This window comes from Olsenella sp. An188, from assembly GCF_002160255.1.
Taxonomy (GTDB): Bacteria; Actinomycetota; Coriobacteriia; order Coriobacteriales; family Atopobiaceae; genus Thermophilibacter; species Thermophilibacter avistercoris.
Genome location: NZ_NFKF01000007.1, coordinates 1 through 16,563, shown reverse-complemented (window position 1 = coordinate 16,563; position 16,563 = coordinate 1). Strand labels below are relative to the sequence as shown.

The following is a 16,563-nucleotide window of genomic DNA, read 5'->3' as shown; positions in this document are numbered from 1 at the left end:
AGGCAAGCATGAAGAACACTTCGAGAAGGCTTCTGGCCGGGGTGGGAGTCGTCGGCGCTTCGGCGCTTCTCGCCTGCTCGCTGCCTACGGTGGCGCTGGCCGAGGAGTCTGCGGTGGGTGCGGACATCCTGATCCCCAAGCCCGCCGAGTTCATCCCCGCGCTTATCGCCTTCCTCATCATCTGGGCGGTGCTGGCCAAGCTCGTCTGGCCGCAGGTCCTCTCGATGATGGAGAAGCGCCAGGAGAAGATCCAGTCCGACCTCGACGAGGCGGAGCGCTCCAAGGTCGAGGCGGCCAGCCAGGCCCGCGCGTACGACGAGAAGATCGTCGAGGCGCGCCACGAGGCCGAGGCCATCGTCGCCCGCGCCAAGAAGGAGGCAGAGGAGGAGCGCGCCCGCATCCTCGCCAAGGCACAGCACGAGGCGGCCGACGTCATCGCCAAGGCCCACGGCGCGCTCGAGTCCGAGCGTCACAAGGCCATGATCGAGCTCTCCAGCTCCGTGGTCGACCTCTCCGTCGAGATCGCCACCAAGATCATCGGCGACAGCCTGAGCGAGGAGGACCAGCGTCGCCTCGCCGAGAAGTACCTGGCGGAAGTGGGCAGCTCAGATGGCAACTAAGCGCGCAGACGCCGAGAAGGTTGAGGCGTACACGCGGGCCCTCATGGAGGCCGCCCGCTCGGAGGGGCGTGCCAACGCCGACCTCGTCCAGTGGCAGCACGCCCGGAAGTTCTCCCCCGAGGTGCTGGAGACCCTCGCCGCCATGCAGCGCGAGGACGACCTCGACCTCGTCGCCGAGGTGGCCAAGCACTACAAGGAGCTTCTCGACGCGCATGACACCACCGTCTCCGTGACGGTGACCACCGCCGTCCCCATGGACGACGACCTGCGCGCCAAGGTGCGCGCCAAGGCCGAGAAGGACCTCGGCGCCCCCGTCTACCTCGTCGAGCGCGTTGACCCCAAGATCATCGGCGGCATCATGCTCGAGGTGCGCGGCAAGCGCTACGACGCCTCCGTGCGCGCCCAGCTCGCCAACATCAGAAAGACGCTTTCCTCTTCGTTCATCGGAGGTGAGGAGAAGTGACGGACGTCATCAGCTCCGAGAAGATCATGGAGACCCTCCGCGCGAACCTCGCGGCCATCAACGCGACGGTCGACCGCCAGGAGGCCTCGGTCGTGACCGAGGTGGGCGACGGCATCGCCCACGTCAGCGGGCTCAAGACCGCCATGGCCGGCGAGCTCCTCAAGTTCACGAGCTCCGCCACGGGCCGAGACGTCTACGGCCTCGCGCAGAACCTCGACGTCGACGAGGTCGGCGCCGTCCTCTTCGGCAACGTCGAGGACATCAAGGAGGGCGACGAGTGCCGCACCACCGGTCGCGTCATGGACATCCCGACCGGTCACGCCATGCTCGGGCGCGTGGTCAACCCGCTCGGCCAGCCGATCGACGGCCTCGGCCCCATCAACGCCACGCACCGCCGCCCCATCGAGTTCAAGGCCCCCGGCATCATGGACCGCCAGCCGGTGTGCGAGCCCGTGCAGACGGGTCTTCTCGCCATCGACGCCATGGTCCCCATCGGTCGCGGCCAGCGCGAGCTCATCATTGGCGACCGCAAGACGGGCAAGACGGCCATCGCCATCGACGCCATCGTCAACCAGCGCTCGACCGACATGGTCTGCATCTACGTGGCCATCGGCCAGAAGGCCTCGACGGTCGCGGCCATCCGCGAGTCCCTCTCGCGCCACGGCGTCCTCGACAAGACGGTCATCGTGGCCGCCACCGCCGCCGACTCCGCGCCGATGCAGTACATCGCTCCGATGGCGGGCGCCGCCATCGGCGAGTACTTCATGTACAACGACGCCAACGGCAACCCCGCCGACGAGACCCACCCCGGCGGCCACGTGCTCGTGGTCTACGACGACCTCTCCAAGCAGGCCGTGGCCTATCGCCAGATGTCGCTGACGCTGCACCGTCCGCCCGGACGCGAGGCCTACCCCGGCGACATCTTCTACCTGCACTCGCGCCTGCTCGAGCGCGCCTGCAAGCTCTCCGACGCCAACGGCGGCGGGTCGCTCACGGCGCTGCCGATCATCGAGACGCAGGAGGGCGACGTCTCCGCCTACATCCCGACGAACGTGATCTCGATCACCGACGGCCAGATCTACCTGCAGTCCAACCTGTTCTTCCAGGGACAGCGCCCCGCCGTCGACGTGGGCATCTCGGTCTCGCGCGTGGGCGGCGACGCCCAGGTCAAGGCCATGAAGCAGGTTGCCGGCACGCTCAGGCTCGACCTCGCGAGCTTCCGCGAGAAGCAGGCCTTCTCGCAGTTCGGCTCCGACCTCGACGCCACGACGCAGTACCAGCTCAACCACGGCGCCCACATGATGGAGATGCTCAAGCAGCAGCGCTACTCGGCCCTTGACGTCCGCGACCAGATCATCGCGATCTTCGCGGCCAAGGAGGACTTCCTCGACGACATCGACCTCTCGAACGTGAACCTGTTCCGCGACGGGCTCGTGCGCCACATCGCCGAGCGTCACCCCGCGCTGCGCAACTCCCTCGCCGAGGGCAAGCTGGACGAGGAGAAGCAGCGTCGCCTGAGGCTCCACATCGGCCACTACAAGGAGCTCTTCCTCAAGGAGCACCCCAACCGCACGCGAGCCGACGTCGAGGCGGCGGCCGAGCCCACCGTGGACGCGCACTCCGCCCAGCCCACGCTCGCCAGCCAGGAGTAGCGCGAGATGGCGAACCTTCGCGAGATACAGCGGCGCAGGAGCTCCATCAAGAGCACCATGCAGATCACGCGCACGATGGAGATGATCTCAACGGCGCGCATCCGCAGGGCGCTCGACCGTGCGGAGCAGGCGGAGCCCTACAAGGACGCCATCACGCGCATGCTCGCCAACGTGGCGGCAGCGGGCTTCGACTCCTCGCAGCCCCTGCTGGCCCGCCACGCCGAGGAGCGTCACGTCCTGTTCATCCTGATCGCGTCCGACCGCGGGCTGGCGGGCGGCTTCAACATCGTCCAGCAGCGTGCGGTCGAGCACGAGATGGAGCGCCTGCGCGCGCAGGGGATCTCCTCGTCGGTCATCACCTGCGGGCGCAAGCCCACCGAGTACTTCACCTACCGCAAGGTCAAGCCGGCCATGTCGTTCGTCGGCATCTCGTCCGAGCCCAACATGGACGAGGCCGACCGCATAGCCTCCTACGTCATGGAGGGCTACGCCACCGGCGCCATCGACCGCGTGGTGCTGCACTACTGGCACGCCAAGAACCGCATCGAGCAGGTCCAGGTGACCGAGCAGCTCCTGCCCATCAGCAAGGAGCAGCTCATCATGCCCAACAAGCCCCGCACGCCCGAGGCACTCTCCTCCGTCGGGGCGCACGAGTACACGGACTTCGCCTTCGACCCGTCGCCCGAGGAGGTCCTCGGCTACCTCATGCCCGCCTACTTCAGGACGGTCATCTACCACGCGCTGCTCGACTCGGCCGCGGCGGAGCACGGTGCGCGTCGTCGCGCCATGCAGTCCGCGACCGAAAACGCCAAGGAGGTCCTGGCCTCCCTCGCCCGCACCTACAACCGCGAGCGCCAGGGGGCCATCACCACCGAGCTCAACGAGATCATCGGCGGCGCGTCCGCATTGGAGGACTACTAATGGCAGAGAAGAACCAGGAGCAGCGCAGCGCCCTCGAGGAGGCTGCGTACCACAAGCTCAACAGGAGCGTCGGCGTCGGCACGATCGTGCGCATCGTCGGCCCCGTCGTCGACGTCAAGTTCGACGACCAGGTCCCGAGCGTCTACACCGCGCTCACCGTGGAGGGCGAGACGCCCGTCGGTCACGTCAGCACTGTGCTCGAGGTCGAGTCCCAGCTCCCGGGCGGCGTGGTGCGCACCGTGGCCATGTCCTCGACCGACGGCCTCACGCGCGGCCTGCGCGTGCACGACACCGGCCGCCCCATGATGATGCCGGTCGGGCCCTCCACCCTCGGTCGCGTCTGGAACGTCATGGGCCAGCCCGTCGACGGGTGCCCCGTTCCCGACGACGTCCTCTACTACCCGATCCACCACCCCGCGCCGTCCTTCGACGAGCTCACCACCACCACGGAGATCTTCGAGACGGGCATCAAGGCCATCGACCTTCTCGAGCCCTACGTCCGCGGCGGCAAGACGGGACTCTTCGGCGGCGCCGGCGTCGGCAAGACGGTGCTCATCCAGGAGCTCATCAACAACCTCGCGCAGCAGCACGGCGGCACGTCGGTCTTCACCGGCGTCGGCGAGCGTACCCGCGAGGGCACCGACCTGTACCTCGAGATGACCGAGTCCGGCGTCATCGACAAGACCTGCCTGGTCTACGGCCAGATGAACGAGCCGCCCGGAGCCCGCATGCGCGTCGCGCTCGCCGGCCTCACCACCGCCGAGTACTTCCGCGACCAGGGCCAGGACGTGCTGCTGTTCATCGACAACATCTTCCGCTTCTCCCAGGCGGGCTCCGAGGTCTCGGCCCTTCTCGGCCGCATGCCGTCCGCCGTCGGCTACCAGCCCACGCTGGCCACCGAGATGGGCGAGCTCCAGGAGCGCATCACCTCCACCAAGGAGGGCTCCATCACCTCGGTCCAGGCCGTCTACGTCCCCGCGGACGACCTCACCGACCCCGCCCCGGCGACCACGTTCACGCACCTCGACGCGACGACGGTCCTGTCCCGCTCGATCACCGAGCTCGGCATCTACCCCGCCGTGGACCCGCTCGCCAGCTCGAGCTCCGCGCTCGACCCCACGGTCGTGGGCGAGGAGCACTACCGCGTGGCCATGGCCGTCCAGGAGACCCTCCAGGAGTACTCCGACCTCCAGGACATCATCGCCATCCTCGGCATGGACGAGCTCTCCGAGGAGCAGCAGCAGGTCGTCGCCCGCGCCCGCAAGATCCAGCAGTTCCTCTCGCAGCAGTTCCACGTTGCCGAGAAGTTCACGGGCAACCCGGGCGTCTACGTCAGCGTCGCGGACACCGTCCGCTCCTTCGCCGAGATCGTCGACGGCAAGTGCGACGACCTCCCCGAGCAGGCCTTCCGCTTCGCTGGCAACATCGAGGACGTGCGCCGTCGTGCCGCCGAGATGGCGGACGGCGCCAAGGCGTAGGGAGCGTCATGGCTGAGCTCACCTGCCAGTTCGTGCGGCCCGACCGCCAGCTCTTCCGGGGGCCGGCGGCGAGCCTCGTCCTTGTCACCTACGCCGGCGAGCTGGGCGTGTGGCCCGGCCACGCCGCGGAGATCGTGGCGCTCGGCGACGGCGTCGTCCGCATCACGCGCACGGCGGCCGACGGGGGCGGGGAGTACGACGTCGTCGTCTCCGGCGGCTACGCCGAGATCGAGAACGACGAGGTCATCATCCTCGCCGACCACGCCCGCCTCGTCGACGACATCGACGAGGACGTCGTCCGCGAGACGCGCGACGAGGCGATCGAGCACCTCGAGGAGATTGACGAGGGCGACCACCGGCGCGCATATTATGAGAGCAAGATAAGGTGGTGCAACCTCCTGCTCAAGCAGGTGAGGGGAAGTGCCGCCTCGGCCCCCCGCTAGCACGGAGGTTTCATGGACGTCATTCAGGTAGAGGGCGGACACCGCGTCACGGGCGAGGTGCGCGTCGAGGGAGCCAAGAACTCGGCGCTCAAGCTCATGGCGGCGACCATCATGGCGCCCGGGGTCACCACGCTCACCAACGTCCCCAACATCGCTGACGTCCACGTCATGGGCAAGGTCCTGAAGAACATCGGGGCGCGCATCGAGGTCGTCAACGAGCACGAGCTCAAGATCGACACCTCGACGGTCGACTCATGGGAGACCCCCTACCACCTCGTCGCGCAGATGCGCGCCTCCACCGCGGTTCTCGGCCCCCTGCTCTCGCGCTTCGGGCGCGCCGTCGTGGCCATGCCGGGCGGCTGCAACATCGGTGCCCGCAAGATCGACATGCACATCCTCGGCCTCGAGGCCCTCGGGGTCGAGTTCAGGGTCGACCACGGCAACATCCACGCGAGTGCCCCGAACGGCCTGGTCGGCGACACGGTGACGCTCTCCTTCGCGAGCGTCGGCGCCACCGAGAACCTCATGATGGCCTCGGTCTTCGCCAAGGGCACCACCACGATCGACAACGCCGCGCGCGAGCCCGAGATCGTCGACCTCGCCCTCATGCTCAACGAGATGGGCGCCAAGATCTCCGGCGCCGGTTCGCCCGTGATCGAGATCGAGGGCGTCTCTGAGCTCCACCCCGTCACGCACAAGGTGGTGGGGGACCGCATCGAGGCCGGGACCTTCCTCGCCATCGGCGCGCTCGCCGGCGACCCGGTCACGGTCCGCGGCTTCGACCCCAAGCACCTCGGCCTCGTCCTCAAGAAGTACGAGCAGATGGGGGCCTCGGTCGAGCGCGGGGAGCGGTGCTGCACCGTGTGGCGTGACCGCCCGCTCGCACCCACTGACATCCAGACCCTGCCGTTCCCCGGCTTTCCGACCGACATGCAGGCCCAGACCATGTGCCTGCTCGCGCTTGCCAAGGGGAGCTGCGTCATCACCGAGAACGTCTTCGAGAACCGCTTCATGTTCGCGAGCGAGCTCTCCCGCATGGGCGCCGACATCGTGATCGAGGGGCACCACGCCATCGTGCACGGCGTCGACGGCTTCTCGGGCACGCAGGTCAAGTCGCCCGACCTGCGCGGGGGCGCCGCGCTCGTGATGGCGGGCCTCGTGGCCGACGGCATCACCACGGTGTCCGACATCCACCACATCGACCGCGGCTACGAGGGCTTCGTCGAGAAGCTCTCCGCGCTCGGCGCCCGCATCAGGCGCGCGGAGCTGCCCGACGAGGAGGACGTCCTGTAGCGGCGTCGCCGACCACCGCAGAGGGGGAGAAGACCATGACCAACGCGTGCGCACAGGACAGCCACGCCCTGAGCCGGGCCGGCGAGGACTACCTCGAGGCCATCTACCGCATCTCCCTGGAGGGCGCTGACGGCGACGGCTCGGTGCGCTCCGTCGACGTTGCCGAGCAGCTCGGGGTCTCCAAGGCGAGCGTGAACAAGGCACTCTCCACGCTCAAGGAGTCGGGCATGGTCTCGCAGAGCCGCTACGGCCGCGTGACGCTCACCGAGGAGGGGAGGAGCTACGCCGCGCTCGTCTGGCGCGCGCACCGCGCGCTGCGGACCTTCCTCGAGTCCGACCTCGGCGTCGATCCCGAGGTCGCGGACGGCGAGGCCTGCCTCATGGAGCACGTCCTGTCCGAGGACACCATGCAGCGGCTCATCGGCTACCTGGAGCGCCAGGGAATCGTCGTCCCCGACTAGTTTTTCAGCCCCCTCCCCCACATGTGAACGACCTGTGATGGCGCGCCCTCCCCATGACGGAGGGCGCGCTTCTTCGTCCGCTTGTCGGCGCGTGCGAAACGACGCCCGCCCGTTGGGGTATGTTCTGAGTGCCGCCGCGCATGCGTGGCGAACCAGAGCGAACCTACCGAAAGGGAAACGATCATGAAGGCAATCATCCCCGCCGCCGGCCTCGGCACGCGCTTCCTCCCCGCAACCAAGTGCACCCCCAAGGAGCTCCTTCCGGTCCTCGACAAGCCCGTCATCCAGTACGTGGTCGAGGAGGCGCTCGAGCCCGAGGGGGTCGACGGCGTCGTGATCGTCAACTCTCACGAGAAGCCCCAGATCGAGCAGTACTTCTCGGTCGACCACACCTTCGAGTCCATGCTGCGCAAGCGCGGCAAGACCGCCGAGGCGGCCCGTGTGCACGAGGCCTCCACGCTGCCGGTCTCCTTCGTCTACCAGGACGAGGCGCGCGGCCTCGGTCACGCGGTCCTGCAGGCCGCCGACGAGATCGACCGCGAGCCCTTCTTCGTCCTTCTCGGCGACTACTTCGTGCCCGACCGCAAGATGTGCGTGCGCATGGCGGAGGTCTCGCGCGAGCACAACGGCGCGTCCGTGATCGCGGTGGCCCCGGTGCCTGCCGACCAGGTGAGCCGCTACGGCATCATCGCGGGCGAGTGCGTCGGGTGCCTGCCGGGCACCGACGCCTCCGGCGAGCAGGAGGGCGCAGTCTGGAAGGTCACGGGCCTCGTCGAGAAGCCCCGCCCCGAGTACGCCCCGTCGCACCTGTTCATCGTGGGCCGCTACCTGCTCTCGCCGCGCATCATGGAGCTCCTTGCCACGCAGGGTCCCGGCGCCGGCAACGAGATCCAGCTGACCGACGCCATGGAGCGCCTGCTCGCCGAGGAGGAGATGTACGCGCTCGTCGTCGACCCCGCCGAGGGCTGCGACACCGGGACCCCGGCTGCCTGGGCGGCCACCAACGCCCGCATGGCCCTCGAGGACCCCTCCCAGGTCGGCGCGTTCAGGGAGGCGCTCGGCGAGAAGGACGCGGAGCTCCTTGGATAGGCGCGGCGACATCATCCGCTTTGGCAACGACGGCTGGCGAGCGCGCTTCGACGACGGCTTCGACGCCGACTCGGTGGCACGCGTCGCCGACGCGCTCGGGCTCCTGTGGGCGGATGACGCCCCGGGGGCGACGGTCTACGTGGGGTATGACACGCGTCACGACTCCGTCGAGCTCGCGCGTCTCGCCGCCGGCGTCATCGCCTCGTACGGCCTCGTGGTGAGGGTCTCCGACGCTCCCTGCCCGACCCCCGTGGTCGCGTGGGCCTGCGCTAACGACCCCGCGGCGGTGGGCTCCGTTGTCATCACGGCAAGCGAGCTGTCCTGCGAGTACGGCGGGCTGCTCGTGCGTGGCGCCGACGGCGGTCCGGCGACGCGCGACTTCATCGACGCCCTCGAGCGAGCGATCTCGCTCACCCCGCCGAGCGGGCGCGGGGCCTTCGAGGAGAGCGACCTGGTGAGCCCCTACCTCGAGGCACTTCTCGCCCGCGTCGACCGAGGCGCGATCTCTTCCGCCCGCCCCAGGGTCGTGGTCGACGCCATGTACGGGGCTGCCTCGGGGCACCTTGCGCGTCTGCTCACGGAGGCGGGCTGCGACGCGGTCGAGATACATGTCGAGCAGCGCGAGGACTTCGGCGGCATCCACCCCGACCCGCGGGACCCCTGGGCGGACGCGTGCGAGCAGGCCGTGGTCGCCCACGGCGCGCAGCTGGGTGTGCTCCTCGACGGGGACGGCGACCGCGCCGGCGTCGTGGACGAGCGCGGCGTCCTGCTGCCGGCGCGCGTGCTCGTGCCGATGGTCCTGGGCGACCTCGTGATGGCGCACGGGTCCCGCGGGCGCGTCGTGACGACGCTCACCTGCTCGGCCTGCATCGACCGCGAGGCCGAGCGCCTCGGCTGCGAGGTGACGCGCGTACCCGTCGGATTCTCGCGGATCTACCGCGAGACGCTCGAGTCGGACGTGGTCATGGGCGTCGAGGAGTACGGCGGAGTCTGCGTTCCGGATCACCTGCGCGAGCGCGACGGACTTCTGGTGTGCCTGCTTGCCGTCGAGATGCTTGCCCGCTCGGGAAAGACGCTCTCGAGCATGGTCAGCGAGCTCGAGGGGGCGATTGGGTCGATGTCCTACGCAAGGCGTGACCTTCGCCTCGAGTCGGCGACGAGCCAGGCCTTCAGAAACGTGCTGCCCGGTCTCAACCCCGGCGCCCTCGCGGGGCGCGAGCCGGTCGAGGTCTCGCACGCTGACGGTCTCAAGGTGCAGTTTGAGGACGACTCCTGGGTGCTCGTGCGCCCCTCGCGAACCAGCTCGGTCGTGAGGGTCTACGCGGAGGCGGCGACGGCGCGTGACAGAGACGAGCTGCTTTCCGCCGCCTGCGGCCTCGTCCGATCCGGCTTCTAGCCTCATCGGGCACCGAATGTGAAGACTCTGTGGAGGGCAGGATTCCCGCCCCCGCCGGCCCCTCGGGTGCGTATAGTTAATCCCCGCGCAGCGACGCAGGCGAGTCCCGCGACCTGCGCGGGAGCACCTTGAGAACCGGATACTGCGATCGAAAGATCGACGAAGACAGACTTTAGCGAAATCGAAATCTGACTCACATGTCAGAACGTCAATTTCACTGAATCCGAGATCAGCGGGATCTATGGACGGGACGGACCGACCACACGAAGCGAAGACGGCTCACGCCGTCTCTCATCTGAACGGAGAGTTCGATCCTGGCTCAGGATGAACGCTGGCGGCGCGCCTAACACATGCAAGTCGAACGGTTAAAGCACCTCCGGGTGTGCATAAAGTGGCGAACGGCTGAGTAACACGTGGGCAACCTGCCCCTCGCTCCGGGACAGCCTCGGGAAACCGTGGGTAATACCGGATACTCCGCGACCCCCGCATGGGGGGCGCGGGAAAGCCCAGACGGCGAGGGATGGGCCCGCGGCCTGTTAGCTAGTTGGTGGGGCAACGGCCCACCAAGGCGATTATGGGTAGCTGGGTTGAGAGACCGACCAGCCAGATTGGGACTGAGACACGGCCCAGACTCCTACGGGAGGCAGCAGTGGGGAATCTTGCGCAATGGGCGAAAGCCTGACGCAGCGACGCCGCGTGCGGGACGAAGGCCTTCGGGTCGTAAACCGCTTTCAGCAGGGACGAGGCCGCGAGGTGACGGTACCTGCAGAAGAAGCCCCGGCTAACTACGTGCCAGCAGCCGCGGTAATACGTAGGGGGCGAGCGTTATCCGGATTCATTGGGCGTAAAGCGCTCGTAGGCGGTCCGTTAGGTCGGGAGTCAAATCCGGGGGCTCAACCCCCGCCCGCTCCCGATACCGGCGGACTTGAGTTTGGTAGGGGAAGGCGGAATTCCAAGTGTAGCGGTGGAATGCGCAGATATTTGGAAGAACACCGGTGGCGAAGGCGGCCTTCTGGGCCACAACTGACGCTGAGGAGCGAAAGCTAGGGGAGCGAACAGGATTAGATACCCTGGTAGTCCTAGCCGTAAACGATGGACACTAGGTGTGGGGGGAGAGTCCCTCCGTGCCGCAGCTAACGCATTAAGTGTCCCGCCTGGGGAGTACGGCCGCAAGGCTAAAACTCAAAGGAATTGACGGGGGCCCGCACAAGCAGCGGAGCATGTGGCTTAATTCGAAGCAACGCGAAGAACCTTACCAGGGCTTGACATCTAGGTGAAGCGGCGGAAACGCCGTGGCCGAGAGGAGCCTAGACAGGTGGTGCATGGCTGTCGTCAGCTCGTGTCGTGAGATGTTGGGTTAAGTCCCGCAACGAGCGCAACCCTCGTCGCATGTTGCCAGCGGTTCGGCCGGGCACCCATGCGAGACCGCCGGCGTCAAGCCGGAGGAAGGTGGGGATGACGTCAAGTCATCATGCCCCTTATGTCCTGGGCTGCACACGTGCTACAATGGCCGGCACAATGGGCTGCCACCGCGCGAGCGGGAGCGAATCCCCAAAGCCGGCCCCAGTTCGGATTGGAGGCTGCAACCCGCCTCCATGAAGTCGGAGTTGCTAGTAATCGCGGATCAGCACGCCGCGGTGAATATGTTCCCGGGCCTTGTACACACCGCCCGTCACACCACCCGAGTCGACTGCACCCGAAGTCGTCGGCCCAACCCCCCCTGGGGAGGGAGGCGCCGAAGGTGTGGTTGGTAAGGGGGGTGAAGTCGTAACAAGGTAGCCGTACCGGAAGGTGCGGCTGGATCACCTCCTTTCTAGGGAGAATCACCTCTTCTAGAGAAGACAGACCAATCGGACGGCCCGTCAGTCCCGCTGAGCTCTTCGTCGCGCCCTCGGGCGCGCAGTGTCCGGTCCCCGGGGGGCTCCCCCGCCGTACCTTGAGAGCTGCATAGCGTGACGAAGATTCTTCTTCAAAGATCGCATCTATAGACAAGTATGTTCGAGCCATCGAAGAGAAGATGGTAAGGGCAGACGGTGGATGCCTTGGCACAGGAAGCCGACGAAGGACGCGACAAGCTGCGATAAGCCGCGGTTAGGGGCACTTGCCCGCTCGACCCGCGGATCTCCGAATGGGAAAACCCGGCGGGAGTCATTTCCCGTCACCCCCAGCTGAACACATAGGCTGGGTGGAGGCAACCGGGGGAACTGAAACATCTAAGTACCCCGAGGAAGAGAAATCAAACGAGATTCCCCTAGTAGTGGCGAGCGAACGGGGACCTAGGACAAACCGGCGGCCGCGCAAGCGCCGCCGGGGTTGTAGGGCCACACACTGCGCAGTTACAAAACCGCGCGGAAGCGGAACGGCATGGGAAGGCCGGCGGGACAGGGTTAGAGCCCCGTACGCGAATCCGCGAGGACTGCCGTGTGGTTCCTGAGTACCGCCGGACACGTGAAACCCGGTGGGAAGCTGGGGGGTCCACCCTCCAATCCTAAATACTCTCCTGTGACCGATAGTGGACCAGTACCGTGAGGGAAAGGTGAAAAGCACCCCGGGAGGGGAGTGAAATAGTACCTGAAACCGTCTGCCTACAAGCAGTCGGAGCAGCCTTCGGGCTGTGACGGCGTGCCTTTTGTAGAATGAGCCAGCGAGTTACGGCGCGTGGCGAGGTTAAGCCAGCAAGCGAGCCGCAGCGAAAGCGAGTCCGAAACGGGCGAGCAGTCGCGCGCCGTAGACGCGAAGCCGGGTGAGCTATCCATGGGCAGGCTGAAGCGGGGGTAAGACCCCGTGGAGGGCCGAACCCACCTAGGTTGAAAACTGGGGGGATGACCTGTGGATAGGAGTGAAAGGCCTATCAAACCCGGAGATATCTCGTTCTCCCCGAAATAGCTTTAGGGCTAGCCTCGGACGTTTACCTGCGGGGGTAGAGCACTGAATGGACGCGGGGGCCTCACCGCCTACCAACTCCAATCAAACTCCGAATACCGCCGGTCCAGAGTCCGGGAGTCAGAACATGTGGGCTAAGCTGTGTGTTCGAAAGGGAAACAGCCCAGACCGCCCGCTAAGGTCCCGAAATCCATGCTAAGTGGCAAAGGATGTGCGTTTGCTCAGACAACCAGGATGTTGGCTTAGAAGCAGCCATTCATTTAAAGAGTGCGTAATAGCTCACTGGTCGAGTGGACATGCGCCGACAATATACGGGGCTAAGCATGGTACCGAAGCGGCGGGCCAGGTTCGCCTGGCGGTAGGGGAGCTTTCCGTCTGGGGCGAAGCGCCGGGACGACCCGGCGTGGACCGGCCGGAAGTGAGAATGCTGGCATGAGTAACGAGAGCGGCGTGAAAAACGCCGCCGCCGTAAACCCAAGGTTTCCTGGGCAAGGCTAATCCTCCCAGGGTCAGTCGGGAGCTAAGGCGAGGCCGGAAGGCGTAGCCGATGCACAGCAGGTGGACATTCCTGCACCCCCGAACGGGCGCTATCACCGATGGGGCGACGGAGAAGGGTAGCTGGACGGGGTTCTGGACGTCCCCGCGATGGCACGTAGGCTGGGGGGTTGTGAAACGCGCCCCCCGCGACGGCTGAGGTGCCGGACGAAGCGACTGAGCGAAGCCAGTGAGCCCATGCTCCCGAGAAAACCCCCTAGGGAGCCCGCAGGGGCCCGTACCGCAAACCGACACAGGTGGGTGGGTAGAGCATACCAAGGCGATCGGGAGAACCATGGTTAAGGAACTCGGCAAAATTGCCCCGTAACTTCGGGAGAAGGGGTGCCGCCTCGGGTGGAGGGACTTGCTCCCCGAGCCCAGGGCGGTCACAGTAAATAGGCCCAAGCGACTGTTTATCAAAAACACAGGACTCTGCTGAAGTCGTAAGACGACGTATAGGGTCTGACGCCTGCCCGGTGCCGGAAGGTCACGAGGAGCCGTCAGCTTGCGCGAAGCGGCGAATCCAAGCCCCGGTAAACGGCGGCCGTAACTATAACGGTCCTAAGGTAGCGAAATTCCTTGTCGGGTAAGTTCCGACCTGCACGAAAGGCGTAACGATTTGGGCGCTGTCTCAACCATGGACCCGGTGAAATTGCACTAGTCGTGAAGATGCGACTTACCCGCGGAAGGACGGAAAGACCCCGTGAACCTTTACTGCAGCTTGACATTGGCTGCCGGTTCGTCGTGTAGAGGATAGGTGGGAGACGCTGAACCAGGGACGCCAGTCTCTGGGGAGTCGCCCTTGGAATACCACCCTCGACGTTCTGGCATCCTAACCCGCGACCGTTATCCGGCGCGGGGACCGTGTCAGGTGGGTAGTTTGACTGGGGCGGTCGCCTCCTAAAACGTAACGGAGGCGCACGTAAGGTCTGCTCAGGACGGTCGGCAACCGTCCCTTTGAGTGCAAGAGCATAAGCAGGCTTGACTGCGAGACAAACAAGTCGAGCAGATGGGAAACCAGGTTCTAGTGATCCGGCGGCTCAGCGTGGTATGGCCGTCGCTCAACGGATAAAAGGTACTCCGGGGATAACAGGCTGATCTTCCCCAAGAGTCCACATCGACGGGAAGGTTTGGCACCTCGATGTCGGCTCATCGCATCCTGGGGCTGGAGCAGGTCCCAAGGGTATGGCTGTTCGCCATTTAAAGCGGTACGCGAGCTGGGTTCAGAACGTCGTGAGACAGTTCGGTCCCTATCCTCCGTGGGCGTAGGAGAACTGAGGGAGGCTGCCCCTAGTACGAGAGGACCGGGGTGGACGGACCTCCGGTGTACGGGTTGTCGACCAACGGCACTGCCCGGTAGCTGAGTCCGGTTCGGATAACCGCTGAAAGCATCTAAGCGGGAAGCCAGTCCCGAGATGAGTTCTCCCTTCGGTAAGGCCACTCGTAGACTACGAGTTCGATAGGCCGCAGATGTAAGCGCTGCGAGGCGTTGAGTCGAGCGGTACTAATCGGCCGAGCTCTTCTCTTCATCGGCATCACTTGCCCGAGCGATCGGGGGGATCGACGTCACGCTGTGCGGCCCTGAGGGCACGGCGACGCGCCCCCTTCAGCAGAATGCCCCTTGTTGGTCAGCGACCATGGCAGGGGAGGCACACCCGGTCCCATTCCGAACCCGGAAGTTAAGCCCCCGAGCGCCGATGGTACTGCGGAGTCAGTCCGTGGGAGAGCAGGACGTCGCTGACCAACAAGGGGCATTTTCGCGCGCGGAGGCCCCCTCCCCGGCAGCGGCCGGGGAGGGGGCCTCCGGCGTACGGGGCGAGGGGCCGTCGGCTTTGCGCCATGCTCCCTTTGTCCAGCATTCTTCCCGCCTTATTAGCGGGTGATTATTTCTCATGCCATGCGGTGGAAAGGTCTTGGGTTGGCTATGCCCCGGATCGCTTCTTTAGAGGGGGAGGCGGGCGTAAATCGCCCGGGAGGCCGACCCTTGCCTCGCGTAGGGCGTTCCTACAGCCGCTCCGCGCGTTCTCGCCAAAGCATGCCCGAAGGGCGCATGCGACGTACGATTTGAAGAGGTTTGAAGCGGGAGAGGGGTACTTGATGCCGGCTGCCTTCCCGCGCTCGAGACCATCGCCCGTCGCTTTGAGGGGCGCCTGAGGTGGGGTGCCGCTGGTTCGACCGGCTGTCAGGGCTGGGCGGTGCGTTGGGTCGAGCGACAAGTTAGGCGTGTGTCCCCAGTTTGCCCCCTGGGTCTTAGGGGTGCGGCGTGTGAGCGGAGCGCCCGGCGTGCTGTCTGTCACGGTCCCGTGACTTGGCGCACTGTTTTCTGAATGCGATACGGTATTCGCTTCGGGTTGTGCGAGCCGTTTCGAAGATGCTGGGGGGCGACCTGCAATGCACTGCGCCTGACGTTGGCTTACCGTTAACGCATGCGAAGCTCTACTGCGTTCGGCTTCATCAACTTTGATGCGTCTTGCTTGATGTGCCTTGCGCTTAGTTGCCTCGGGGCCCCGTGGGATGCTAGGGGGCGAGCTGGAGGTCCCGGCTTCACCGCTGGCTTGTTGTTTGTCTTTGTTCACGCTAGGGTCCTGTGCGCCTTTGGGCGAATCGTTCATCATGCGATGAGCTCACGCGGTCGCTGAAACGAGGTTGTGCATCGGAGCGTATTTCGTCCCGCTATTCCCTATCAAAGTGTTTCCGAGAAAGTAGCGCATTACGTATGTCTTGACAGCGTCTTGCGTTTTGCTCGGATTCAGTTGCGGCGAGGTGATTGGGCGTCGAGGCACCCGAATCTCTTGCCTTGCAGGCAGGCCCCGCCTTCGAGGGCGCATTGTCCAGTCGCTTCGCGAGGTTCAGATGCGGTCCGGCCCTGTATTCGTGTGCGCCGATCAACGGCATTGGTCTTTCGGGTGGGCTAACGTTTTGATCGCGGAAAACAGCGCCTCGAAGCCGGTCCCGATGAGTGGTGTCCGACGCCGCTTCGCACCCTATGTGTCGTTAGGGTAATTGAGACTGACGATTGCGACAGGAGCGTCGCGGTTAGCCTGCACTTTAGTTTTGGGTTGCCTGGGAGCGGTCGTGGCATATGCGTCCCATGAGAGGCGCTGCGGACTAGGCTCGCCTCATGGAGTCCAAAGGCAGATGTTGCCCGACAGCTTCCGTCCCCGGCGCGGCCCCGTCGGCCCCCCCGCCCCGACCCAGTTGTGGAGGAAGCGTGAACATGCGGATTCCCGCCCCCGCCGGCCCCTCGGGTGCGTATAGTTAATCCCCGCGCAGCGACGCAGGCGAGTCCCGCGACCTGCGCGGGAGCACCTTGAGAACCGGATACTGCGA

At 65.8% G+C, this 16,563-nt stretch carries 10 protein-coding genes and 3 rRNA genes; all 13 read left to right on the top strand.

Annotated features, from left to right (window positions below):
- Positions 1 to 8 precede the first annotated feature (8 nt).
- The 13 genes from atpF to rrf all read left to right on the top strand — a co-directional run bounded on the left by atpF (position 9) and on the right by rrf (position 14,976).
- Positions 9 to 620, top strand: coding sequence for a F0F1 ATP synthase subunit B (atpF, locus tag B5F23_RS07905; protein WP_087353468.1), 612 nt, complete (start codon positions 9 to 11; stop codon positions 618 to 620).
- Complete coding sequence (locus tag B5F23_RS07900; RefSeq protein ID WP_087353466.1) at positions 610 to 1,083, top strand: F0F1 ATP synthase subunit delta; 474 nt, start codon at positions 610 to 612, stop codon at positions 1,081 to 1,083. Before atpF ends, B5F23_RS07900 begins: the two co-directional genes overlap by 11 nt.
- The gene (atpA, locus tag B5F23_RS07895; RefSeq protein WP_087353464.1) at positions 1,080 to 2,735 is read left to right on the top strand and encodes a F0F1 ATP synthase subunit alpha; all 1,656 of its coding nucleotides are present in this window, start codon (positions 1,080 to 1,082) and stop codon (positions 2,733 to 2,735) included. Before B5F23_RS07900 ends, atpA begins: the two co-directional genes overlap by 4 nt.
- 6 nt (positions 2,736 to 2,741) lie before the next feature.
- Entirely contained in the window at positions 2,742 to 3,656 is a 915-nt protein-coding gene (gene atpG, locus B5F23_RS07890) for an ATP synthase F1 subunit gamma (RefSeq protein WP_087353462.1), read from the top strand.
- Positions 3,656 to 5,134 (top strand): F0F1 ATP synthase subunit beta, encoded by a 1,479-nt coding sequence (gene atpD / locus B5F23_RS07885; RefSeq protein WP_087353460.1) that lies wholly within the window; start codon positions 3,656 to 3,658, stop codon positions 5,132 to 5,134. Before atpG ends, atpD begins: the two co-directional genes overlap by 1 nt.
- Positions 5,135 to 5,142: 8 nt before the next feature.
- Positions 5,143 to 5,577, top strand: coding sequence for an ATP synthase F1 subunit epsilon (gene atpC / locus B5F23_RS07880; RefSeq protein ID WP_087353458.1), 435 nt, complete (start codon positions 5,143 to 5,145; stop codon positions 5,575 to 5,577).
- Between the two features lie 12 nt (positions 5,578 to 5,589).
- A complete protein-coding gene (murA, locus tag B5F23_RS07875; protein ID WP_087353456.1) occupies positions 5,590 to 6,870 on the top strand; it encodes a UDP-N-acetylglucosamine 1-carboxyvinyltransferase in 1,281 nt (426 codons plus the stop codon).
- A gap of 35 nt (positions 6,871 to 6,905) precedes the next feature.
- Positions 6,906 to 7,331 carry a metal-dependent transcriptional regulator gene (locus tag B5F23_RS07870; RefSeq protein ID WP_087353454.1) on the top strand — a complete coding sequence of 142 codons (426 nt, stop codon included), beginning with the start codon at positions 6,906 to 6,908 and terminating at the stop codon, positions 7,329 to 7,331.
- Positions 7,332 to 7,514: 183 nt separating this feature from the next.
- Positions 7,515 to 8,420 carry a UTP--glucose-1-phosphate uridylyltransferase gene (locus tag B5F23_RS07865; protein ID WP_087353452.1) on the top strand — a complete coding sequence of 302 codons (906 nt, stop codon included), beginning with the start codon at positions 7,515 to 7,517 and terminating at the stop codon, positions 8,418 to 8,420.
- Positions 8,413 to 9,816, top strand: coding sequence for a phosphoglucomutase (locus tag B5F23_RS07860; RefSeq protein ID WP_087353449.1), 1,404 nt, complete (start codon positions 8,413 to 8,415; stop codon positions 9,814 to 9,816). Before B5F23_RS07865 ends, B5F23_RS07860 begins: the two co-directional genes overlap by 8 nt.
- Positions 9,817 to 10,112: 296 nt before the next feature.
- Positions 10,113 to 11,629 (top strand): 16S ribosomal RNA (locus B5F23_RS07855).
- Positions 11,630 to 11,826: 197 nt separating this feature from the next.
- Positions 11,827 to 14,761, top strand: a 23S ribosomal RNA gene (locus B5F23_RS07850).
- Between the two features lie 99 nt (positions 14,762 to 14,860).
- A 5S ribosomal RNA gene (gene rrf / locus B5F23_RS07845) occupies positions 14,861 to 14,976 on the top strand.
- The 16S, 23S and 5S rRNA genes sit together here, the layout of an rRNA operon.
- The last annotated feature ends 1,587 nt before the right edge of the window (positions 14,977 to 16,563 follow it).